We start from the raw sequence: 23,400 nt of genomic DNA, 5'->3' as shown, positions 1-23,400 counted from the left end.
TGACCTGCGGGAATCGCCCCGGGTTCCCGCCACAGCACGACTCACTGCCAGGGCAGACAATCCAAACAAGGCTTGACCACGGACGTAGATGACAATCATTATCATCTGCTAAAAAATGGATCAGGCCTTGCTGTGAGTCAATCGCACTTCAACCACGTCTTCCTCACTCAACGAACGTCCCTGCTACGCACGCTGGAGCGGATGGTCAACAACCACAGCACCGCCGAAGACCTGCTGCAGGAGACTTACCTGCGCGTGACCCGGGCGCTTGCCGAGCGCACCATCACGCACCTGGAACCGTTCGTGTTCCAGACAGCTCGCAACCTGGCGCTCGACCACTTGCGCGCCCGGCGTATCCAGGACCGGACCCTGCTCGAGGACGTACCGGCCCAGGTGCTGGAAAGCGTTGCCGCGCCAGTCAGCAGCGCCGAGGACGCCGCCCACGCCGAACAGTTGCTGGAACGCCTGAACCTCAGCCTGGGTCAACTCAGTGCCCGCCAGCAGCGAATCTTCATCCTCAGCCGCCTGCACGGTCACAGCTATCAGGAAATCGCCGACGAACTGGGGGTGTCCCTGAGTACGGTACAAAAGGAACTGAAGCTGATCATGGCCATCTGCATTGGTGTCGCCGAGCGCCTGGACGGCGAGTGAACAGCAACTGCCAGGCAGAATGACTGCGTCAGCCCCCTGGCCTTTGCTACCCTTGGCCGGCTTTCGCTCTCTATTGAAAAAACAGCTGTGCACAGACACAGCCGAGGAACACCCGTGACGGATTCTCACCGTGCCGAGCCGCCCACTCCCTCCGGCTCGACCCCAAGCACCCTGGCCATGGATCAGGCCCTGGACTGGCTGATCGAGCTGGAACAGCCAAGCCCGGAACAAGTGCGTCAGTTCCAGCAATGGCTCAGCGCGTCGCCGCTCAACCCCCAGGCCTTCGCCAAGGCCCAAGCCATCTGGAACGGCCCGCAGGTGGCCCAGTGCGCCCTGGCCCTGGCCGCTCCTGCGAAAGTCTCGTTCCTGTCCCGTCTCAAGCCCCACTGGAAACCCCTGGCCAGCGCAGCTGTGCTGGTGCTGGGACTGTTCAGCTTCAGCAACCTGCCCCTGCGCCTGCAAGCCGACCACCTGACCCTGGTGGGCGAGCGCCAGCGCCTGCAACTCGAGGATGGCTCCCAAGTACTGCTCAATACCAATTCGGCGTTCTCCAGCGATATCGACGAGCACCGGCGCACCGCGCGGTTGTACCAGGGCGAGGCGTTCTTCGAGATCCCGGGCAATCGCGGACTGCCCCTGGAGCTGGACGCCGGCCCGGTGCGTGCCAGCGTGCGCGATACCGCTTTTGCCGTGCGTTACCTGGATGGTATCGCCCAGGTCCAGGTACAACGCGGGGATCTCGACCTGCGGGCGACCCATGCCGACCAGCGCCTGCGCCTGAGCGCTGGCGAAAGCGTACGTGTCGGCCCCGAGGGCTTCGACCGGCCGGCCAAACTCGATGCCAGCAAGGACCTGGCCTGGGTCGAAGGTCGCCTGGTGTTCGAGAATTGTCCCTTGAGCCAGGTCCTGGCGGAGCTGCGTCGCTACTATCCCGGCTGGATCGTCAACAACAACGACAAACTGGCGAATGTCGCCGTCACTGGTAACTATCGTCTCGACCAGCCCCTGGATGTGGTCCGCTCCCTGGCCCACATCACCTCGGCGCGGCTGTCGGAGCTACCGGCGCTAGTCATTCTCAATTGAGAACAATTATTTTTACGCGATAACCCCGGGTCGTACGTCTCGTTATAGCCAATGCAATTGATTCGCATTTTTGCGTGTAAATCTGCACCTATAAAAGATTCGTGCGACCCGGAGCGCTTTCGATGTCTTCTCGTCCCAACTACCGATCCCCTGTTCCCAACTCCCGCCTGCAACATTGCACCTTGTCGCTGCTCACCGCAGCGATCCTGCTGGCCGGCACCCATGCTGCGCCCGTTGTGGCCGCGCAAACCTCGGGCAGTTCCAGCCAGCGCATGGGCAACTACAACTTCGCCATTGCCCAGCAGCCCCTGGTATCGGCGCTCAATGCCTTCAGCACAGTGACGGGCTGGCAGGTTGGCCTGCCCGCCGAGTTGGGCACAGGCGTCAACTCCCCGGGCGTCCGTGGCTCACTGCCACCGGAGAAGGCCCTGGATCGGCTGCTGGCCGGCACCAACCTGAGCTATCGCAAGCTGGGCAACAACAACATCGTCCTGGAGAAGCGCAGCAATCCGAATACGGTGAACTTGCAGCAAGTGACCATCAGCGCCACCCGCCAGGAACAGGACATCAATTCGGTGCCCAGCACCGTGAGCGTGCACACCCGGGAAGAGCTCGACCGGCAGAACGTCACCAATATCAAGGACCTGGTGCGCTACGAACCCGGCGTGTCGGTAGGTGGCGCCGGCCAGCGTGCCGGCATCAGCGGCTACAACATCCGTGGCATCGACAGCGACCGGATCCTGACCCAGGTCGATGGCGTCGAGGTTCCAGGGCACTTCTTCAGCGGCCCCTATGCCAAGACCAACCGCAATTACGTCGACCCGGAAATCGTCAAGCGCGTGGAAATCCTCCGTGGCCCGGCCTCGGTGCTGTATGGCAGCAACGCCATCGGCGGTGCCGTCAGCTACTACACCCTGGACCCCGACGACATCATCAAGCCCGGCCAGGATGTCGGTGCCCGCCTGAAGACCGGCTACAGCTCGGCCGACGAAAGCTGGTTGAAGTCCGGTACCTTCGCCGGCCGCATCGGCGAGTTCGACGGCTTGCTGCACCTGAGTCGACGCGATGGCCACGAAACCGAATCCTACGGCAGCAACAACGGCACCGGCCTGGGTCGCACCGCCGCTAACCCGGAGGATGTACGCACCACCAACGTATTGGCTAAGCTGGGCTGGAACTATGCGGACGACGCCCGCCTGGGCCTGACCTACGAAAAATACAAGGACGACCGCGACACCAACCAGAAAAGCGCTGTAGGCGGCCTGTTCATCAACGGCGTCGGGCAAAACTGGTACCGCTCGCGCACTGGTAACGACACCATCACCCGGGAACGCTTCGGCCTGGAAAACAGCTTCGCCCTGGAATCCCCCGTGGCAGACCGGATCAAGTGGAGCCTGAACTACCAGATCGCCAAGACCGACCAGACCACCAGCGAGCGCTATAACCCGGTCTCGATATACACCCCGGTGGCCCGTGACGTGCTGCGCGAGCGCAAGACCCTGTACGAGGAAAAGCAATGGGTATTCGACGCTCAGCTGGAAAAGGCCTTCGCCCTGGGTGAGACCGACCACCAGCTGACCTACGGCACCACTCTCAAGCAGCAGAAGGTTACCGGCTCGCGCTTTGGCACTGCCACTTGCCTGAAGGTCGGCGCGGGTTGTACCGCCATCGGCGCCCCCAGTCCGACCGCCAGCGACAGCGTGAAGAAATCCAGTGACTTCCCGGACCCGACCATCAACAGCTATGCCTTGTTCGCCCAGGACCAGATCAGCTGGAACGCCTGGACCTTCACCCCGGGTCTGCGCTACGACTACATCCAGCTCAAGCCGCACGTGACCCAGGAGTTCCTCAATACCGTCAACCCGAACGGCGCCTTCCCGGTCAGCGACGAGAAGAAGACCTGGCACCGGGTCTCGCCAAAATTCGGCCTGACCTATGCCTTCGACGAGCACTACACCGCCTATGGCCAATACGCCGAGGGCTTCCGCACACCGTCGGCCAAGGCGCTCTACGGTCGCTTCGAGAACATCGCCGGTGGCTACGTCGTCGAGCCCAACTCCAACCTCAAGCCAGAGACCAGCAAAGGCATCGAGACCGGTCTGCGGGGCAGCTTCGACGCCGGTTCCTTCGACGTGTCGGTGTTCTACAACCAATACCGCGACTTCATCAACGAAGATGCGATCACTGCCGGTGCGCTGCAAGCCGTCATCCAGAGCAACAACATCAAGCGCGCCACCATCAAGGGCGCCGAAGCCAAGGGCCGCTTGAACCTGGATGCCTTCGGCGCGCCCCAGGGCCTGTACACCATGGCCTCGGTGGCCTATGCCCACGGTCGCAACAATGACAACGGCGAGCCGATCAACAGCGTCAATCCGCTCAAGGGCGTGTTCGGCCTGGGCTACGACCAGGATGACTACGGCGCGTTGCTGAGCTGGACCCTGGTCAAGCGCAAGGACCGGGTCGACGACAGCACCTTCAAGGCTCCGGACGGACGCCTGACCAGCAGTCAGTTCAAGACGCCCGGCTTCGGCATCCTCGACCTCACCGGCTTCTACAAGGTCACCAACGACCTGACCGTCAATGCCGGCCTGTACAACCTGACCGACAAGAAATACTGGAACTGGGACGACGTACGCGGCTACGACAGCGTCGGTGAAGCCGGACAGACGGCCCCGGCCAACCTCGACCGCCTGACCATGCCGGGCCGTAATTTCTCGGTCAACCTGGTCTGGGATATCTGACCCTGCCCCCTCACTGCTCTTTTTCATCCAGGGCAGTGAGGATTTTTTACTGTGTCGCGTCTTCTTGTTCGTCTAGTCACTAAGTGCCTCTCATTCTCAAGGACATCGGTATGACCGCCCAGGCTTGCGCCCAACCTCACCACCTGCGTTCCCAGCGCCTGAACCAGATCACCCACGAGCCGCATTCCAAGCTCGATGCCCTGGTCAAGGCCCACGCACCTTTTGAAACCCAGGGTGCCTTCGCCCGCTTCGTGGTAGCCCAGTACCTGTTCCAGTCGGAGCTGGTGGAGCTGTACAACGATCCCGAGCTGATCGCGATCGTCCCGGACCTGGCCGAGCGTTGCCGCGCCGAAGCGGCCAAGGCCGACCTCGCCGACCTGGACACCGAAGTACCGGCCCCGGTAGCCGGCGCCGTGCGCAACCCGAGCAAGGCCGAGGCCCTGGGCTGGATCTTCGTGTCCGAGGGTTCCAAGCTTGGCGCAGCGTTCCTGATCAAGCGCGCCGTGGGCCTGGGTCTGAGCGAGACCTTCGGTGCCCGTCACCTGGGCGAACCGGCCGGCGGGCGTGCCGAGGGCTGGAAAACCTTCACCCGCATCCTCGACGGCCTGCAATTCAGCGCCGAAGAAGAAGCGGCAGCGGAAAAGGGCGCCCTGGATGCCTTCAACCGCTTCACCGTACTGCTGGAACAGGCTTACTCCAGCGCGGCACAGCCAGCCTGATCCGATAGTTGCAGGCAGGGCGCCATGGAGTGTCCCTGCCCGCCACGGTATTCTGTCGGCCTGCCCGCCTTGCGGATTGAGCCGTACGACGCGTTACCTCATCATCGACGCCATGACCCCCACTCGCCCCTCGCCCTCGAAAATCTCCCGCCTGCTGTTCGGCGCACTGGCCTATGTCAGCCTGGCCATCGGCCTGATCGCCATCGTAGTGCCGGGCCTGCCGACCACCGAATTCATCCTCCTGGCCGCCTGGGCCGCCACCAAGAGCTCGCCAAGGCTCAGCGCCTGGATGGAGAACCACCGCCTGTTCGGGCCGATCCTGAGCAACTGGCGCAACGGCCGGATCGTCAGCCGCAAGGCCAAGGTCAGCGCCACCGTCAGCATGCTGCTGTGCGCCGGGCTGATGCTGACCCTGCTCAACCATCACTGGACCCTGTATGCCGCCATCGCCGGCATGACCCTGGGCAACCTGTGGATCTGGTCGCGCCCCGAGAGCCTGCCACAGGCCTCCTGAATCCAGCTACGTGGCAGCTATGCCCTCGGCAGTGGGGCCATATATGTCAAGGAGATGACCGTTCGTCGGCAACACCTCACGCAAAGGCCGTCCGAGCCGATGTTGCGGGCATAGCGCTGAAATGGACTTGGCGAGCGGAATCATCCGACTCCGTGCTATCCATCCGTCCTTTCGCGAGATCGCCCCATGTTCGACTCTCTCTCCATTCGCCTGAAGATCGTGCTGCTGTCCGGCCTGTGCCTGCTAGGCGTGGTGGCCTTGATCGTCAGCATGAACCTGTACCAGAGCCGGCAGAACAACCAGTTGGTCAATACCTCCAGCACACGGATGCTGACCGCTGGAGTCGAGGACCTGCTGCAAGCCAAGGCGACCGACCAGGCCGTTCGGGTCCAGAAAACCTTCGGTGAAAGCCAGGTGGCGCTCAACGCCCTGACCGATCAGGTCCGCGACTTGCGCCAGATGGCCAGCAAGCGTGGCCTGGAGGCCTCGGTACTGCGCGAGGAACTCAACCACAGCCTCAAGACCGCCTTCGAACGCAATCCCAAGGTATTGGGCATCTGGCTGGCCTATGAACCCAACGCCCTGGATGGCAAGGACAGTGAGTTCGCCAACGATACGGCTCGCTCGTCCAACGAGCGCGGGCGCTTCGCCACCTACTGGAGTCGTTCCGGTGGCCAGGGGCTCAACACCGTGATGGCCGAGGAGGACCTGACCAAGACCACCCTCAACCTCAGCGGTACTCCCTACAACATCTGGTACACCTGCCCTCGCGACAACCGCCGCACCTGCCTACTCGATCCTTATGCCGACACCATTGGCGAGGACAAGAAACAGGTACTGATGACCACCATCTCCCAGCCCCTGCTGGTGGATGGCAAGGTGATCGGGGTCATGGGCATCGATATCGCCCTGGACTCCCTGCAAGCCGCCGCCGGTGAGGCCCAGCGCTTCCTGTTCGATGGCGCCGGGCACATGATGATCGTCGCCGGCAGTGGCTTGCTGGCGGCTGTCGGCGCCGACGCCAGCCAGGTCGGCAAGAACGTCAACGACGCCTTCGCAGCCCAGGGCAAGGACATTCTCGCGACAGTCACCGGCAACCAGGCCAAGACCCTGCAACAGGGCGAGCTGATTCGCGCGGTCTACCCTTTCAGCCCCATCGCCGATGCCAAGCCCTGGGGCGTGACCATCGACCTGCCACAACAGGTGCTGCTGGCCGACTCGGTAAAACTGCAAGCCCTGCTGGATGAAGCCCAGACCAGCGGCATGGTCAAGACCGTGCTGGTGGCCATCGGTGCCGGCCTGCTGGGCCTGGCCCTGATCTGGCTCAGCGCCTCGGGCGTGACCCGGCCGATCAACGGCGTGGCCCAGATGCTCAAAGCCATCGCCAGCGGCGACGGCGACCTGACCCAGCGCCTGGACTACAGCAAGAAGGACGAACTGGGCGAGCTGGTGGGCTGGTTCAACCGCTTCCTCGACAAGCTGCAACCGACCATCGCCCAGATCAAGCAGAGCATCACCGAGGCCCGCGGCACCGCCGACCAGTCCTCGGAGATCGCCCGCCAGACCAGCGAAGGCATGCAGGTGCAGTTCCGCGAGATCGACCAGGTGGCCACCGCCTCCAACGAAATGAGCGCCACGGCCCACGAAGTCGCCAGCAGCGCGGCCAATGCCGCCCAGGCCGCCCGCGGCGCCGACCAGTCGGCCAAGGAAGGCATGACCATCATCGAGCGCAGCACCCGCGACATCAGCCTGCTGGCCGACGAAGTGAGCAAGGCCGTGGGCGAAGTCGAAGCCCTGGCGGTGAGCAGCGAGCAGATCGGTTCGGTACTGGAGGTGATCCGCAGCATCGCCGAACAGACCAACCTGCTGGCCCTCAATGCCGCCATCGAAGCCGCCCGGGCCGGTGAAAGCGGTCGTGGTTTCGCGGTGGTCGCCGATGAAGTGCGCAACCTGGCCAAGCGCACCCAGGACTCGGTGGAAGAGATCCGTGTGGTGATCGAACGCATCCAGAGCGGCACCCGCGAGGTGGTGACCACCATGCATGCCAGCCAGGATCAGGCGCAGAGCAATGCCGGGCAGATCCAGCAAGCGGTCCTGGCCCTGGGCAAGATCAGCGACGCGGTGACGGTGATCAGCGACATGAACCTGCAGATCGCCAGCGCCGCCGAAGAACAGAGCGCCGTGGCCGAAGAGGTCAACCGCAATGTCTCGGCAATCCGTAGCGTCACCGAGACCCTCACCGAACAGGCCAGCGAATCGGCCCAGGTCAGCAGCCAGCTCAATGCCCTGGCGACCCAGCAGATGAAACTGATGGACCAGTTCCGCGTCTGAGTCCGGCCCTTGTGACGCGGCAACCCGCGTCACAAGACCCGCGCCTGCGCCTCGACAGGCCATGGGATTTCAGGGTGCAATGCCCTCCTCTTGTCGAGAGGAGCCGTCCATGCACCCGCTACTGACATCCATTCAAGCCGCCCTGCACCTGCCACCGTCCGAGCTCCACGAACAGGGCGAAGGCGCCCTGCCCTCGGCCTTTGCCGTCAGCGACCTGGCCAGCGCCAGCATCGGTGCCGCCGGGCAGGCACTCGCCGAACTCTTGTACCACCACACCGGCCGGCGCCCTACGGTCAGTGTCGACCGGCGCCTGGCCTCGTTCTGGTTCGCCAGCTCGCTGCGTCCCCAGGGCTGGAGCCCGCCCGCACTCTGGGACCCGATTGCCGGCGACTACGCCACCTGCGACGGCTGGATTCGCCTGCACACCAATGCCCCTCACCATCGGGCCGTAGCCGAACAGGTCCTGGGCCCCGCCAGCGAGCGTTCGGCCATGGCGGCCAGGGTGGCAAGCTGGAAAGCCCACGAGCTGGAACAGGCCATCGTCGAGCACGGTGGCTGCGCGGCGCAGATGCGCAGCTGGCAGCAGTGGCAGGTCCACCCCCAGGGGCAGGCGGTCAACAGCGAGCCCCTGGTGCATTGGTTGCCCGGCCACGAACCTCGGAAAAAGTCCTGGAGCCGGTCCAGCGAGCGACCGCTGGCCGGGCTCAAGGTGCTGGACCTGACCCGGGTCCTGGCCGGTCCCGTGGCCAGCCGCCTGCTGGCCGGGCTCGGCGCCGACGTGCTGCGCATCGATCCGCCCTGGTGGAACGAACCGGCAGTGGAACCGGAAATGACCCTGGGCAAGCGCTGCGCCCGCCTGGACCTGCACGTTCTTGAAGACCGCGCCCTCTTCGAAAGCCTTCTGGCCCAGGCCGACCTGCTGCTGCACGGCTACCGCGGCGACGCCCTGGACGGCCTGGGCTATGACAGTGAACAGCGCCAGCGCCTGTCCCCTGGGCTGATCGAGGTGAGCCTCAACGCCTACGGTTGGAGCGGACCCTGGCGTAACCGCCGGGGGTTCGACAGCCTGGTGCAGATGAGCTGCGGCATCGCCGAGGCCGGCATGGCCTGGAAAGCAGCGGAACAACCCACGCCCCTACCGGTGCAGGCCCTGGATCACGCCACCGGCTACCTGATGGCAGCCAGCGCCCTGCGCGCCCTGGACCCGTCCTGGCAGCAGGGCGGGCAAGCCCGTTTGTCCCTGGCCCGCACGGCCAGGTTGCTGATCGATCACTCCAGCCAGGGACAGGCCAGCACCGGACTGCGGCCCGAGGGGCCGGAGGATCAAGGGCTGGTGCAGGAGCAGACGGCCTGGGGACCGGCTCATCGCCTTCAGGTGCCCCTGAACATCAGCGGCACGCCGCTACAGTGGGACTGCCCGGCAGGCCCCTTGGGCGCTCATCGGGCCAGGTGGTGGTAGCGGCCTCGTGACTCAGCCGCCAGCCGCCCACAGGTGCTGCGCGGCATAGCCGCGCCACGGCCGCCAGGCTTCGGCGCGGGCCAACAGCTGGCGCGCATTCGGCCGCTGGCCCTGCAATGTCGCCATGGCATTGAGCAACCCGACGTCTGCCGCCGGAAAGGCATCCATCTCGCGCATGTGCCGCAGGGCGATGTAGTGCGCCGTCCAGTCACCGATTCCAGACAGTTGCAACAGCCCCTGGACACCTTGCTGCAGGCTGCCCTTGGGCTCCAGCAGCAACGGGTCGTCCAGCAGCGCCTGGGCCACCCCGGACAGGGTCCGAGCACGACTGCGGGGCATCCCCAGCGCGGCCAGGTCTGCCGAGGCCAGGGCCGTGGGCGTGGCAAACACATGGCTCAGCCCTGGCCACAGGGGATCGCCACAGGCCAAGGGGCGGCCGTGCAACGCCACCAGCCGCCCTGCCAGGTCGATAGCGCCCTGTACGGTAATCTGCTGGCCCAGCACGGCGCGGATCGCCAGTTCGAAACCATCCCAGGCTCCCGGGACCCGCAATCCGGGACGGCTGCGTAGTAACGGCTGCAGCAACTCGTCCCCAGCCAGTTCACGAGCGATTCGCTGCAAGTCGGCGTCCAGGTCGAACTGGCGGCGCACACGCATCACCACCTGCCCGATCAGCTGCGGCGACAAGTCCTGGCCGGCCGACTGGAAACGCACATCCAGTTGCTCCCCTGGCCCCGGGCGTACGCTCAAGGTGCCGGACTGTCCGTCGAGTTCGAAACTCCGGGCGTAGGCCTCGCCCTGCACCACCTCCAGGCCAGCGATGGCGCGCCGCGCCAGAAAGCCCAGCATCGCCTGCCAGTCGTAGGGCCCGGCATAGGGCAGCAGCAGTCGCAGCTCATTCATAACGCCAGCAAACCACTGTAGAGGCCGTAGGCCGCCAGCAACGCGCCGACGATCACGGCACTGAAGATCAGCTTCTCCGGCAGGGTGAACAACGGCTCGCCCTGCTCATGCTTGGCCTTGGCAAACAGGATCACTCCCGGGGCATAGAGCAGGGCCGAGAGCAGCAGGTACTTGACCCCGCCGGCGTACAGCAACCAGATGGCGTAACTCAGGGCAATGCTGGCGATAAGCAGGTCCTTCATCCGCTGCCCGGTGGCTTGCTCGTAGGTTTCACCACGGCCACTGAGCAACACCGCATAGGCGGCGGACCACAGATAGGGCACCAGGATCATCGACGAAGCCAGGTAGATCAGCTTGGTGTAGGTGCCGGCGGAGACCAGGGTGATCAACAGGAACACCTGGATCATCACGTTGGTCAGCCACAGGGCGTTGACCGGTACATGGTTGGCGTTTTCCTTGCGCAAGAACGCCGGCATGGTCCGGTCGCTCGCGGTGGCGTGGAGGATCTCCGCGCACAACAGGGCCCAGGACAACAGGGCCCCCAGCAGCGATACCGCCAGGCCGATGCTGATCAGCAAGGCGCCCCATGGCCCGACAATGTGCTCCAGTACCGCCGCCAGGGACGGGTTCTGCAACCTGGCCAGCTCCGGCTGGCTCATGATCCCCAGCGACAGCACGTTGACCAGCACCAACAGCGCCAGCACGCCGAGGAAACCTATCACCGTGGCCCGCCCGACATCCTCGCGCTTCTGCGCCCGCGCCGAGTACACGCTGGCCCCCTCGATGCCGATGAAGACGAAGACCGTGACCAGCATCATGTTGCGCACCTGGTCCAGCACCCCGCCGAAATTCGGGTTGCTGTGCCCCCAGATATCGCGGGTGAAGATCTCCGCCTTGAAGGCCACCGCAGCGATCACGATGAACATCACCAAAGGCACGATCTTGGCCACCGTGGTCAGCTGGTTGATGAACGTGGCTTCCTTGATCCCGCGCAGTACCAGAAAGTGCACGGCCCACAGCAGCAGCGAGGCACAACCGATGGCCACCGGGGTATTGCCCTGGCCGAACACCGGGAAGAAATAGCCCAGGGTGCTGAACAGCAGGACGAAGTAGCCGACGTTGCCCAGCCAGGCGCTGATCCAGTAGCCCCAGGCCGAAGAAAAACCCATGTAGTCGCCAAAGCCGGCCTTGGCATAGGCGTAGACCCCGGAATCCAGTTCAGGCTTGCGATTGGCCAGGGTCTGGAACACGAAGGCCAGGGTCAGCATGCCGACCGCGGTAATCGCCCAGCCGATCAGGACCGCCCCGGCGTCGGCCCGGGCCGCCATGTTCTGCGGCAAGGAAAAGATCCCCCCGCCAATCATGGAACCCACCACCAACGCGATCAGCGCACCCAATTGAAGTTTTTGTGCCGGTTGTGACATCCCTACTCCTTATATCAGCGAGTCGCCCTGGCGATAAAATTAGACGCAATTAAATAACTTTCTAGGAAATTGATTCTGATAGTAACAGTCAATTAACCATCCTTTATTCGGATACTCCGCGAACACCCGCCAGAACACACTGAATAACCGAGTATTTTGTTAAGAGTATGCGCCAAGTGCCATCACCCATCTCGCCTTAATTAGCGAGCGAGATGATTTGCATATTCTTTGAAAGGGTCTAGCGTCAATCGACATCGATAATGGAAGCCGCCTCTTTGAAAGGAGATCAAAGCCTTATGGGATGGGCCTTACAGGGCTGCATTCTACCTCTCGCTACACGTCTTAAGTCATTCATTCACAACGAAATGCAGCAATTGACTGATCCAAGTCAGCAGTTTGGATTGGCGACAGACTTAATCTGAAGTCTCTCTTCTCCTGCATTGGAGTCATGCAATGTCTGAATCTCCCGGAAAACTAAAACTGGGCGCATTAGTCGCCTTGGTAGTGGGTTCCATGATTGGCGGGGGGATCTTTTCCTTGCCGCAGAACATGGCAGCCAGCGCCGATGTCGGGGCAGTTCTTATTGGTTGGGCAATTACTGCAGTCGGCATGTTGACATTGGCATTCGTCTTTCAAACCCTGGCCAATCGCAAACCTGACCTGGATGGCGGTGTATATGCCTACGCCAAGGCCGGATTCGGCGACTACATGGGCTTCTCCTCAGCCTGGGGCTACTGGATCAGCGCCTGGTTGGGCAACGTCGGCTACTTCGTCCTGTTGTTCAGCACCCTGGGTTACTTCTTCCCGATCTTCGGTGAGGGCAACACTCCTGCGGCGGTGATCGGTGCCTCGGTCCTGCTCTGGGCCGTGCACTTTCTGGTACTGCGCGGTATCAAGGAAGCGGCCTTCATCAACCTGGTGACCACGGTGGCCAAGGTGGTGCCGCTGCTGCTGTTCGTGCTGATCGCGCTCTTCGCCTTCAAGCTGGACATCTTCACCGCTGACATCTGGGGCGTGAAGAACCCGGACCTGGGCAGCGTGATGAACCAGGTGCGCAACATGATGCTGGTCACCGTCTGGGTGTTCATCGGCATCGAGGGCGCGAGCATCTTCTCTTCCCGGGCGGAAAAACGCTCCGACGTGGGCAAGGCCACCGTCATCGGCTTCATCACCGTGCTGCTGTTCCTGGTGCTGGTGAACGTGCTGTCCCTGGGGATCATGACCCAGCCGGAACTGGCCAAGCTGCAGAACCCATCCATGGCCGCGGTCCTGGAACACGTAGTGGGCCACTGGGGCGCGCTGCTGATCAGCATCGGCCTGATCATCTCGCTGCTCGGAGCCCTGCTGTCGTGGGTCCTGTTGTGCGCCGAGATCATGTTCGCCGCCGCCAAGGACCACACCATGCCGGAGTTCCTGCGCCGCGAGAACGCCAACCATGTACCGGCCAACGCCCTGTGGCTGACCAACGTCATGGTGCAGGTCTTCCTGGTCATCACCCTGTTTTCCAAGGGCACCTACCTGTCGCTGATCTACCTGGCCACCTCGATGATCCTGGTGCCGTACCTGTGGTCGGCGGCTTACGCGGTACTCCTGGCGGTACGTGGCGAAAGCTACGAACAGGCCCTGGCCGAGCGCAAGAAAGACCTGGTGATCGGCTGCATCGCCCTGCTCTACGCCATCTGGCTGTTGTACGCCGGCGGGGTCAAGTACCTGCTGCTCTCGGCCCTGCTGTACGCCCCCGGCGCGGTGCTCTTCGCCAAGGCCAAGATGGAATTGCACAAACCGATTTTCACCCGTGTCGAGAAGCTGATTTTCGCAGCCGTGCTCCTGGGCGCCGCCCTGGCGGCCTACGGACTCTACGACGGCTTCCTGACCCTATAGCTGCACCGGCAATACCCCCTGATTGTTTTACCTCTGGAGGATCACAGTAATGACCACGGAAAAAGTTAAGTACGGCGTCCATTCCGAAGCCGGCAAACTGCGCAAAGTCATGGTTTGCTCCCCAGGCCTGGCCCATCAGCGGCTGACCCCGAACAACTGCGATGAACTGCTGTTCGACGACGTGCTGTGGGTGGCCCAGGCCAAGCGCGATCACTTCGACTTCGTCACCAAGATGCGCGAGCGGGATATCGATGTGCTGGAGATGCACAACCTGCTGACCGACATCGTCGCCATCCCCGAAGCCCTGGACTGGATCCTGGAGCGCAAGATCACCGCCAACACCGTGGGCCTGGGGCTGGTGGAGGAAGTCGGCTCGTGGTTGCGCAGCCTGGAGCCGCGCAAGATCGCCGAATACCTCATCGGCGGGGTCTCGGCCGATGACCTGCCCAGCAGCTTCGGCGGCAAGACCATCGAGATGTTCCGCGACTTCCTCGGCCACGCCAGCTTCATCCTGCCGCCTTTGCCCAACACCCAGTTCACCCGCGACACCACCTGCTGGATCTATGGCGGCGTGACGCTCAACCCCATGTACTGGCCGGCGCGACGCCAGGAAACCCTGCTGACCACCGCCATCTACAAGTTCCACCCCGAGTTCACCAACGCCGACTTCCAGATCTGGTACGGCGACCCCGACCAGGAGCATGGCGCCTCCACCCTGGAAGGCGGTGACGTCATGCCCATTGGCAACGGCGTGGTCCTGATCGGCATGGGCGAGCGTTCGTCCCACCAGGCCATCGGCCAACTGGCGCGCAACCTGTTCAAGAACAAAGCCGTGGAGCGAGTGATCGTTGCCGGCCTGCCGAAATCCCGCGCAGCGATGCACCTGGATACCGTGTTCAGTTTCTGCGACCGCGACCTGGTCACCATCTTCCCCGAAGTGGTCAATCAGATCGTTCCTTTCACCCTGCGCCCTGACGAGAGCAAGCCCCACGGCATCGATATCCAGCGCGAGAAGACCAACTTCCTCGACACCGTGGCCGCCGCCCTCAACCTCAAGGCTCTGCGAGTCGTGGAGACCGGCGGCAACAGCTTCGCCGCCGAACGCGAACAATGGGACGACGGCAACAACGTGGTGGCCGTGGAGCCCGGCGTGGTCATCGGCTACGACCGCAATACCTACACCAACACCCTGCTGCGCAAGGCCGGCGTGGAAGTCATCACCATCAGCGCCGGCGAACTGGGTCGCGGCCGTGGCGGCGGCCACTGCATGACCTGCCCGATCGTGCGCGACCCGATCGACTACTGAGCCTTTAGACGACCCGCTGTCCGACCGCGCCCGCCCGGCGCCGGTCGGGCCGATCACTGAATTCGAGGAGAATCACCATGGCTTTCAACATCCACAACCGCAACCTGCTGAGCCTGGAACACCACACCCCACGCGAGCTGCGCTATCTGCTGGACCTGTCCCGCGACCTCAAGCGCGCCAAGTACACCGGCACCGAGCAGCAGCACCTGAAGGGCAACAACATCGCCCTGATCTTCGAAAAGACCTCCACCCGTACCCGCTGTGCCTTCGAGGTAGCGGCCTATGACCAAGGGGCCAACGTCACCTACATCGACCCCAATTCCTCGCAGATCGGCCACAAGGAAAGCATGAAGGACACCGCCCGGGTGCTGGGGCGCATGTACGACGCCATCGAGTACCGCGGCTTCAAGCAGGAGATCGTCGAGGAACTGGCGAAGTTCGCCGGGGTACCGGTGTTCAACGGCCTGACCGACGAATACCACCCGACCCAGATGATCGCCGACGTGCTGACCATGCGTGAGCACGCCGACAAGCCGATCCACGAAATCAGCTACGCCTACCTGGGCGATGCCCGCAACAACATGGGCAACTCGCTGCTGCTGGTGGGCGCCAAGCTCGGCATGGACGTGCGCATCTGCGCGCCCAAGGCCCTGTGGCCCCATGACGACCTGGTCGAGCGCTGCAAGAAATACGCTGAGGAAAGCGGCGCGCGCATCACCCTCACCGAGGACCCGAAAGCCGCGGTCAAGGGCGTGGACTTCATCCACACCGACGTCTGGGTCTCCATGGGCGAGCCGGTGGAAGCCTGGGCCGAGCGCATCGAGCAACTGCTGCCCTACCAGGTCAACACCCAGCTGATGAAGGCCACCGGCAACCCACGGACCAAGTTCATGCACTGCCTGCCGGCCTTCCACAACAGCGATACCAAGGTCGGCAAGCAGATCGCCGAGCAGTATCCGCACCTGGCCAACGGCATCGAAGTCACCGATGACGTGTTCGAGTCCCCGGCCTGCATCGCCTTCGAGCAGGCGGAGAACCGCATGCACACCATCAAGGCGATCCTGGTCTCGACCCTGGCCGACCTGTAATTCCCCTTCGGCACCGGCGCTGCCCAGGTAGCGCCGGCACCGGACTCTAGAAGGACTGCATTATGCGTATCGTCGTTGCATTGGGCGGTAACGCCCTGCTCCGCCGTGGTGAACCCATGACCGCGGACAACCAGCGCGCCAACATCCGCATCGCCACCGAACAGATCGCCAAGATCCATCCCGGCAACCAGCTGGTGATCGCCCACGGCAATGGTCCGCAAGTGGGACTGCTGTCGCTGCAGGCGGCGGCCTACACCCAGGTCTCGCCCTACCCGCTGGACGTACTCGGCGCCGAGACCGAGGGCATGATCGGCTACATCATCGAACAGGAACTGGGCAACCTGCTGGACTTCGAGGTGCCGTTCGCCACGCTGCTGACCCAAGTGGAAGTGGATGCCAAGGACCCGGCCTTCAAGAACCCGACCAAGCCCATCGGCCCGGTCTACGACAAGGAAGAAGCCGAGAAGCTGGCCAAGGAAAAAGGCTGGGCCATTGCCCCGGACGGTGACAAGTACCGCCGTGTAGTGGCGAGCCCGAAACCCAAGCGCATCTTCGAGATCCGTCCGATCAAGTGGCTGCTGGAAAAAAGCAGCATCGTGATCTGCGCCGGTGGCGGCGGTATCCCGACCCTGTATGGCGAGGACGGCAAGCTCAAGGGCATCGAGGCGGTGATCGACAAGGACCTGTGCTCGGCACTGCTGGCCCGGCAACTGGAAGCCGACCTGCTGGTGATCGCCACCGACGTCAACGCGGCGTTCGTCGACTTCGGCAAGCCGACCCAGAAGGCCATTGCCCAGGCCCATCCGGACGAAATCGAGAAGCTCGGCTTTGCCGCCGGCTCCATGGGACCCAAGGTCCAGGCGGCCTGCGAATTCGCCCGGCAGACTGGAAAAGTCGCGGTGATCGGTTCACTCTCGGACATTGAAGCCATCGTCCAGGGCCAGGCCGGTACGCGCATCAGCACAGGCAAACCCGGCATCAGCTACCTGTAGACGCCCGCTGCTGGAACACGGGCAGGCCCATCGCCTGCCCCTCTTCAACGCCCAGGAGGACAACGCCTATGGCCATGTTTGAGCCCGGTCACCTGCATATCGAGCGCCATGCGCTGAACAAGGACGACTACAGCTACAACCTGTGCATCGACTATGAACTGGCCCAGGACCCCAAGGAGGGTCGCGGCATGCAGTTCACCCTGCACGGCACCATCGAGGACAAGCCCCTCAAGGAGCAGTTCTTCCTGGCCAAGGACCAGGCCTTCGACTTCGCCCGCCATGCCGCGCGTATCGCCCAGCAACACGGGATGCCCAAGAGCGCGAATATTTCGTCCTTGCACAAGTACTACGACGAGATGTTCGAAGACGTGCGCAGGCAACTGGACATCAAGCCCGGCGACCCGATGAAACCCGAGCATCTGGAATAGCACCTCGCCTTGCGCAGGAGTCGGCCGGCCCCCCCTGCCTGGCATCGGCTCCGTGCCTGATGCAAGCGCCCCGCAGGGCTGCACGATAGCCGCGACGATTTCGACTAAGCCCTTCGTCCAAGGCATACTGGCGCCCCTCAGTGTCCCAGAACCTTCCGTCACCCCATGCGTATCCATGTCAGCTTCATCGACCGCGTCGGCATCACCCAGGAAGTCCTGGCCCTGCTGGGTGGACGTAATCTCAACCTGGATGCGGTGGAAATGGTGCCACCCAACGTCTACATCGACGCCCCGACACTGAGCCCCGAAGTCCTGGAAGAGCTGCGCGACGCCCTGTTCAACGTACGAGGTGTACAGGCAGTGACCGTGGTCGACATCCTGCCCGGCCAACGTCGCCACCTGCAGCTCGATGCCCTGTTGGCAGCCATGACCGATCCAGTGCTGGCCCTGGACAGCGCCGGCAAGGTCCTGCTGGCCAACCCGGCGCTGATTGCCCTGTGCGGTCGCGAACCTGCGGGAGAAAGCGTCGCCGAATTGTTTGCCGACCCTGGCCTGCTCGCCTCCCTCCTGGAAAACGGCTTTCGCCTGCCCCTTCGGGAAATCATCCTCAATGGCCAGACCCTGCTACTCGATGCCACCCCCATCACCGATGCCGGTGCGCTGCTGACCCTGTACCAGCCCAACCGTATTGGCGAGCAGTTGTCGGCGCTGCACCACGATCACGCCGAAGGCTTCGACGCCCTGCTCGGCGAATCGCCAGCGATCCGTACCCTCAAGGCCCGGGCCCAGCGGGTAGCGGCCCTGGATGCCCCGTTGCTGATCCAGGGTGAAACCGGGACCGGCAAGGAACTGGTGGCCCGGGCCTGTCACGCCATCAGTACCCGCCACAGCGCGCCGTTCCTGGCGCTGAACTGCGCCGCGCTGCCGGAAAACCTCGCCGAGAGCGAGTTGTTCGGCTATGCCCCGGGGGCCTTCACCGGGGCCCAGCGCGGGGGCAAGCCAGGGCTGATGGAGCTGGCCAACCAGGGCACGGTATTCCTCGATGAAATCGGCGAGATGTCGCCCTACCTGCAAGCCAAGCTCCTGCGCTTTCTCAACGACGGCAGCTTTCGTCGCGTCGGCGGCGACCGCGAGATCAAGGTCAATGTGCGCATCCTCAGCGCGACCCATCGCGACCTGGAGAAAATGGTCAGCGAGGACAGTTTCCGCGAGGACCTGTTCTACCGCCTCAATGTGCTGAACATCGAGGTACCGCCGTTGCGCGAGCGCGGCCAGGACATCCTGCTCCTGGCCCGCTACTTCATGCAGCAGGCCTGTACCCAGATCCAGCGACCGGTATGCCGCCTGACGCCGGGCACCTACCCGGCGCTGCTGGGCAATCGCTGGCCAGGCAACGTGCGCCAGTTGCAGAACGTGATCTTCCGGGCCGCAGCGATCTGCGAGAGCAACCTGGTGGACATCGGTGACCTGGATATCGCCGGTACGTCGGTGGCACGCCAGAACGATGTCGAGGTACAGAGCCTGGAACAGGCCGTGGAAAGCTTCGAGAAGGAGCTGCTGGAAAGCCTCTACGTCAACTACCCCTCCACCCGGCAATTGGCCAGCCGACTGCAAACGTCCCACACCGCCATCGCCCATCGCCTGCGCAAATACGGTATCCCCGGCAAGGCCTGAAAGCCCCTCATGCCTGTTGCTCCACGCCCGATGAGCCCCTGCGGCACCTTCATCCTTACGCCCTATTGAACAGCAGCTACGCTCAAACACTCGGGCAGGCATACGAGGATGACCGGGCATGAAAACCAAGTCTCTGCTGGTGGTCGCATTGGGCGCGGCCCTGGTCGGCACCTGCCTTTCACCGCAGGCAGACCCGGGAAAAGGCAAAGGCCATGGCGAACAGCATGGCCATCAAGGAAATGCCGGTGACAGCCAGGCGGGTCCATCCATCGACCCAGGCGGGATACGCGGCATCCTCGAGGGCAACCGGGGGTACTGGAGCCCCGGCCCGTCACTGCCTCCCGGTATCCAGAAAAAACTCGCTCGGGGCAAACCGCTCCCACCCGGCATTGCGAAGAAACTCGATGGCCGGCTGCTCGGGCATCTGCCTCGCTACGACGGTTATGAATGGCAGCAAGCCGGAACCGACCTGATCCTGGTGACGATCGCCACTGGGGTGATCTATGAAGTGCTGCACGGCATTCTCGATTGAATCCCAGTGACCGCAGGCCAGGGCCAATGAGCCTGGGGGCCGAAGAGTTTGGTTGTCGGCCCTGCCAGGCTCCATCACCGGCTGCACGCCTGGAAACGACCTTTACCTGTACTGAAAGCGCTACAGTGGAACGATTTCGATACAGCCAGAGCCAAGCACCGTCGCCCAAGGCTTTGATACCCAAAGCGTTTTTTCAGGGCTCTCTACTGTAGCGATTTCGCTACAGCGAACAAATCCCCAGATCCTAAAAACATCAATAACCAATTGATTTATAAGAAATAAATCAATATTGGCCACATTCTTGCTATGGACATCGTCATTCGGCTCGGCCTGGCCCGAGCATTCAATCGCGTCCACCAGACGAAATCTGGCCCTAAGGAGTTTCCATGAGCGAGTTGCGTTTCACTGAAGATCACGAATGGCTGCGTACCGAAGCCGATGGCAGCGTCACCGTCGGCATCACGGCTTTCGCCCAGAACGCCTTGGGCGATGTGGTGTTTGTGCAACTGCCTGAACTGCAGGGTTACGAAAAAGGGGCCGAAGCGGCCACCGTGGAATCGGTAAAGGCGGCAAGCGGCGTGTACATGCCCCTGGATGGCGAAGTGGTAGCCACCAACCCGGCCCTGGAAGACAGCCCGGAGCTGGTCAACGAAGACCCGCTGGGCGAAGGCTGGTTCTTCCGCTTCATTCCTGCCGACGCCGCTGCCGTTGGCCAACTGCTGGACCAGGACGCCTACGACCGCCTGATCCAAGCCAACGCCCAGGCCTGAGGAGTCCGCCATGACCGTCAACCTGACCACCACCAACGAATTCATCAGCCGCCACATCGGCCCGCGCCAGGGCGATGAGCAAGCCATGCTCGCCAGCCTGGGCTTCGACTCCCTGGAAGCCCTGAGCGCCAGTGTGATCCCCGAGAGCATCAAGGGCACTAGCGTACTGGAACTGGGCAACGGCCAGAGCGAAGCCCAGGCCCTGGCATCGATCAAGGCCATCGCCGCCAAGAACCAACTGTTCAAGACCTATATCGGCCAGGGCTACTACAACTGCCACACCCCTTCGCCGATCCTGCGCAACCTGTTGGAAAACCCGGCCTGGTACACCGCCTACACCCCGTATCAGCCGGAGATTTCCCAGGGCCGCCTGGAAGCCCTGCTGAACTTCCAGACCTTGATCAGCGACCTCACCGGCCTGCCGATCGCCAACGCCTCCTTGCTCGACGAAGGCACCGCCGCCGCCGAAGCCATGACCTTCTGCAAGCGCCTGAGCAAGAACAAGGGCAGCCATGCCTTCTTCGCTTCCGTGCACTGCCATCCGCAGACCCTCGACGTCCTGCGTACCCGGGCCGAACCGCTGGGCATCAATGTGGTGGTGGGCGATGAACGTCAACTGACCGATGTCAGCCCGTTCTTCGGCGCCCTGCTGCAATACCCGGCCAGCAACGGCGATCTGTTCGACTATCGCGAGCTGACCGAGCGCTTCCATGCTGCCAACGCCCTGGTGGCCGTCGCCGCCGACTTGCTGGCCCTGACCCTGTTGACCCCGCCGGGCGAATTCGGCGCCGACGTGGCCATCGGCAGCGCCCAACGCTTTGGTGTACCGCTGGGTTTCGGCGGCCCGCACGCCGCCTACTTCTCCACCCGCGATGCGTTCAAGCGCGACATGCCCGGCCGCCTGGTCGGCGTCTCGGTGGACCGTTTCGGCAAGCCGGCGCTGCGCCTGGCCATGCAGACTCGCGAGCAGCACATCCGCCGCGAGAAGGCCACCAGCAACATCTGCACCGCCCAGGTACTGCTGGCCAACATCGCTAGCATGTATGCCGTTTACCACGGCCCCAAGGGTCTGGCGCAAATTGCCCAGCGCATCCACCAACTGACGGCGATCCTGGCCCAGGGCCTGGCCGAAATGGGCCTGCCTGTCGAGCAGCAAGGCTTCTTCGACACCCTGAGCCTGCACACCGGTGCCCGCACTGCCGCGCTGCATGAGCAGGCGCGTGCACAGCGCATCAACCTGCGGGTGATCGACGCCGAGCTCCTGGGCCTGTCCCTGGACGAAACCTGCTCCCAGGCCGACGTCGAGACCCTGTGGACACTGCTGGCCGAGGGCAAGTCGGTGCCAGACTTCGCCACCGTGGCCAAGGCCACTTCCAGTCGCATTCCTGCGGCACTGGTGCGCCAGTCGGCGATCCTCAGCCATCCGGTCTTCAATCGCTATCACTCGGAAACCGAGCTGATGCGCTACCTGCGCAAGCTGGCGGACAAGGACCTGGCCCTGGACCGCACCATGATCCCGCTGGGCTCGTGCACCATGAAGCTCAACGCCGCCAGCGAAATGATCCCGATCACCTGGGCCGAGTTCGGCGCCCTGCACCCCTTCGCTCCGACCGCGCAAAGTACCGGCTACCAGCAACTGACCAGCGAACTGGAAGCGATGCTCTGCGCCGCCACCGGCTATGACGCCGTCTCCCTGCAGCCCAATGCCGGCTCCCAGGGCGAGTACGCCGGCCTGCTGGCGATCCGCGCCTATCACCAGAGCCGTGGCGAAGGTCGTCGCGATATCTGCCTGATCCCGTCTTCGGCCCACGGCACCAACCCGGCCACCGCCAACATGGCCGGCATGCGCGTGGTGGTCACCGCCTGCGACGCCCGTGGCAACGTGGATATCGAAGACCTGCGAGCCAAGGCCATCGAGCACCGCGAGCACCTCGCTGCGCTGATGATCACCTACCCATCGACCCACGGCGTGTTCGAGGAAGGCATCCGCGAGATCTGCGGCATCATTCATGACAACGGCGGCCAGGTGTACATCGACGGCGCCAACATGAACGCCATGGTCGGCCTCTGCGCCCCGGGCAAGTTCGGTGGCGATGTGTCCCACCTGAACCTGCACAAGACCTTCTGCATTCCCCACGGCGGTGGCGGCCCGGGTGTCGGCCCGATCGGCGTCAAGTCGCACCTGGCACCGTTCCTGCCTGGCCATGCGGCCCTGGCCAACAAGCAAGGCGCGGTTTGCGCCGCGCCGTTCGGCAGCGCCAGCATCCTGCCGATCACCTGGATGTACATCAGCATGATGGGCGGTGCCGGCCTCAAGCGTGCCTCGCAGATGGCGATCCTCAATGCCAACTACATCTCCCGTCGCCTGGAAGAGCATTACCCTGTGCTCTACACCGGCAGCAACGGCCTGGTAGCCCACGAATGCATCCTCGACCTGCGCCCATTGAAGGACAGCAGTGGCATCAGCGTCGACGACGTGGCCAAGCGCCTGATCGACTTCGGCTTCCATGCCCCGACCATGTCGTTCCCGGTGGCTGGCACCTTGATGATCGAGCCGACCGAAAGTGAATCCAAGGAAGAACTGGACCGTTTCTGCGACGCCATGATCCGTATCCGCGAGGAAATCCGCGCGGTGGAGAACGGCGCCCTGGACAAGGACGACAACCCGCTGAAGAACGCTCCGCACACGGCTGCCGAACTGGTGGGCGAGTGGAGCCATCCGTACAGCCGCGAACAAGCGGTGTATCCGGTGGCTTCGTTGGTCGAAGGCAAGTACTGGCCTCCTGTGGGTCGGGTCGACAACGTGTTCGGCGACCGCAACCTGGTGTGCGCCTGCCCGTCGATCGAAAACTACGCTTAAGGCAGCAACAAGCTAATAGCCTCAAGCTGCAAGCAAGAGTCGCC

Annotated in this window: 18 protein-coding genes; 16 read left to right on the top strand and 2 right to left on the bottom strand. The window is 63.3% G+C overall.

Annotated elements, in window-relative coordinates; all coding sequences use genetic code 11:
* The first annotated feature begins 132 nt into the window (after positions 1-132).
* From C4K39_RS16030 to C4K39_RS16000, 7 genes are all read left to right on the top strand, one after another.
* Positions 133-651 (top strand): RNA polymerase sigma factor, encoded by a 519-nt coding sequence (locus C4K39_RS16030; protein WP_068579200.1) that lies wholly within the window; start codon positions 133-135, stop codon positions 649-651.
* A gap of 114 nt (positions 652-765) precedes the next feature.
* Complete coding sequence (locus tag C4K39_RS16025) at positions 766-1,734, top strand: FecR family protein (RefSeq protein ID WP_068579198.1); 969 nt, start codon at positions 766-768, stop codon at positions 1,732-1,734.
* Positions 1,735-1,856: 122 nt separating this feature from the next.
* Positions 1,857-4,475, top strand: coding sequence for a TonB-dependent receptor (locus C4K39_RS16020; RefSeq protein ID WP_124346966.1), 2,619 nt, complete (start codon positions 1,857-1,859; stop codon positions 4,473-4,475).
* A gap of 110 nt (positions 4,476-4,585) precedes the next feature.
* Positions 4,586-5,194: a biliverdin-producing heme oxygenase gene (locus tag C4K39_RS16015; RefSeq protein WP_068579193.1), complete on the top strand. Its 609-nt coding sequence runs from the start codon at positions 4,586-4,588 to the stop codon at positions 5,192-5,194.
* Between the two features lie 112 nt (positions 5,195-5,306).
* Positions 5,307-5,708 carry a YbaN family protein gene (locus tag C4K39_RS16010; protein ID WP_068579191.1) on the top strand — a complete coding sequence of 134 codons (402 nt, stop codon included), beginning with the start codon at positions 5,307-5,309 and terminating at the stop codon, positions 5,706-5,708.
* 186 nt (positions 5,709-5,894) lie between these two features.
* Positions 5,895-8,039 carry a methyl-accepting chemotaxis protein gene (locus tag C4K39_RS16005; protein WP_068579189.1) on the top strand — a complete coding sequence of 715 codons (2,145 nt, stop codon included), beginning with the start codon at positions 5,895-5,897 and terminating at the stop codon, positions 8,037-8,039.
* A gap of 109 nt (positions 8,040-8,148) precedes the next feature.
* Positions 8,149-9,498, top strand: coding sequence for a CoA transferase (locus C4K39_RS16000; protein ID WP_068579186.1), 1,350 nt, complete (start codon positions 8,149-8,151; stop codon positions 9,496-9,498).
* 12 nt (positions 9,499-9,510) lie between these two features.
* On the opposite strand, the gene C4K39_RS15995 is transcribed toward C4K39_RS16000, so the two are convergent.
* Both C4K39_RS15995 and arcD (C4K39_RS15990) read right to left on the bottom strand, forming a co-directional pair.
* Entirely contained in the window at positions 9,511-10,401 is an 891-nt protein-coding gene (locus C4K39_RS15995) for a DNA-3-methyladenine glycosylase family protein (protein ID WP_068579184.1), read from the bottom strand.
* On the bottom strand, positions 10,398-11,825 hold the full coding sequence (gene arcD, locus C4K39_RS15990) for an arginine-ornithine antiporter (protein ID WP_068579182.1): 1,428 nt from the start codon (positions 11,823-11,825) through the stop codon (positions 10,398-10,400). Before arcD (C4K39_RS15990) ends, C4K39_RS15995 begins: the two co-directional genes overlap by 4 nt.
* Positions 11,826-12,278: 453 nt before the next feature.
* Between arcD (C4K39_RS15990) and arcD (C4K39_RS15985) the strand changes: the two genes are divergently transcribed.
* The 9 genes from arcD (C4K39_RS15985) (at position 12,279) to gcvP (ending at position 23,356) form a co-directional block, all read left to right on the top strand.
* On the top strand, positions 12,279-13,706 hold the full coding sequence (gene arcD, locus C4K39_RS15985) for an arginine-ornithine antiporter (protein WP_068579181.1): 1,428 nt from the start codon (positions 12,279-12,281) through the stop codon (positions 13,704-13,706).
* A gap of 49 nt (positions 13,707-13,755) precedes the next feature.
* On the top strand, positions 13,756-15,012 hold the full coding sequence (gene arcA, locus C4K39_RS15980; protein ID WP_068579179.1) for an arginine deiminase: 1,257 nt from the start codon (positions 13,756-13,758) through the stop codon (positions 15,010-15,012).
* A 77-nt stretch (positions 15,013-15,089) separates the two neighbouring features.
* Positions 15,090-16,100, top strand: coding sequence for an ornithine carbamoyltransferase (locus tag C4K39_RS15975; protein WP_022640460.1), 1,011 nt, complete (start codon positions 15,090-15,092; stop codon positions 16,098-16,100).
* 62 nt (positions 16,101-16,162) lie between these two features.
* Positions 16,163-17,092, top strand: coding sequence for a carbamate kinase (gene arcC / locus C4K39_RS15970; protein WP_068579177.1), 930 nt, complete (start codon positions 16,163-16,165; stop codon positions 17,090-17,092).
* Positions 17,093-17,160: 68 nt separating this feature from the next.
* Positions 17,161-17,520, top strand: coding sequence for a DUF5064 family protein (locus tag C4K39_RS15965; RefSeq protein WP_068579175.1), 360 nt, complete (start codon positions 17,161-17,163; stop codon positions 17,518-17,520).
* 165 nt (positions 17,521-17,685) lie between these two features.
* Entirely contained in the window at positions 17,686-19,194 is a 1,509-nt protein-coding gene (gene gcsR, locus C4K39_RS15960) for a transcriptional regulator GcsR (protein WP_124346965.1), read from the top strand.
* A 118-nt stretch (positions 19,195-19,312) separates the two neighbouring features.
* Positions 19,313-19,726 carry an anti-virulence regulator CigR family protein gene (locus C4K39_RS15955; RefSeq protein ID WP_124346964.1) on the top strand — a complete coding sequence of 138 codons (414 nt, stop codon included), beginning with the start codon at positions 19,313-19,315 and terminating at the stop codon, positions 19,724-19,726.
* 386 nt (positions 19,727-20,112) lie between these two features.
* Entirely contained in the window at positions 20,113-20,496 is a 384-nt protein-coding gene (gene gcvH, locus C4K39_RS15950) for a glycine cleavage system protein GcvH (protein WP_068579169.1), read from the top strand.
* 10 nt (positions 20,497-20,506) lie between these two features.
* Positions 20,507-23,356 (top strand): aminomethyl-transferring glycine dehydrogenase, encoded by a 2,850-nt coding sequence (gene gcvP, locus C4K39_RS15945; protein ID WP_124346963.1) that lies wholly within the window; start codon positions 20,507-20,509, stop codon positions 23,354-23,356.
* Positions 23,357-23,400 lie beyond the last annotated feature (44 nt).

Origin of the sequence: Pseudomonas sessilinigenes, from assembly GCF_003850565.1 — a bacterium.
Lineage (GTDB): Bacteria > Pseudomonadota > Gammaproteobacteria > Pseudomonadales > Pseudomonadaceae > Aquipseudomonas > Aquipseudomonas sessilinigenes.
This window is presented reverse-complemented; position numbering and strand designations above follow the sequence as displayed.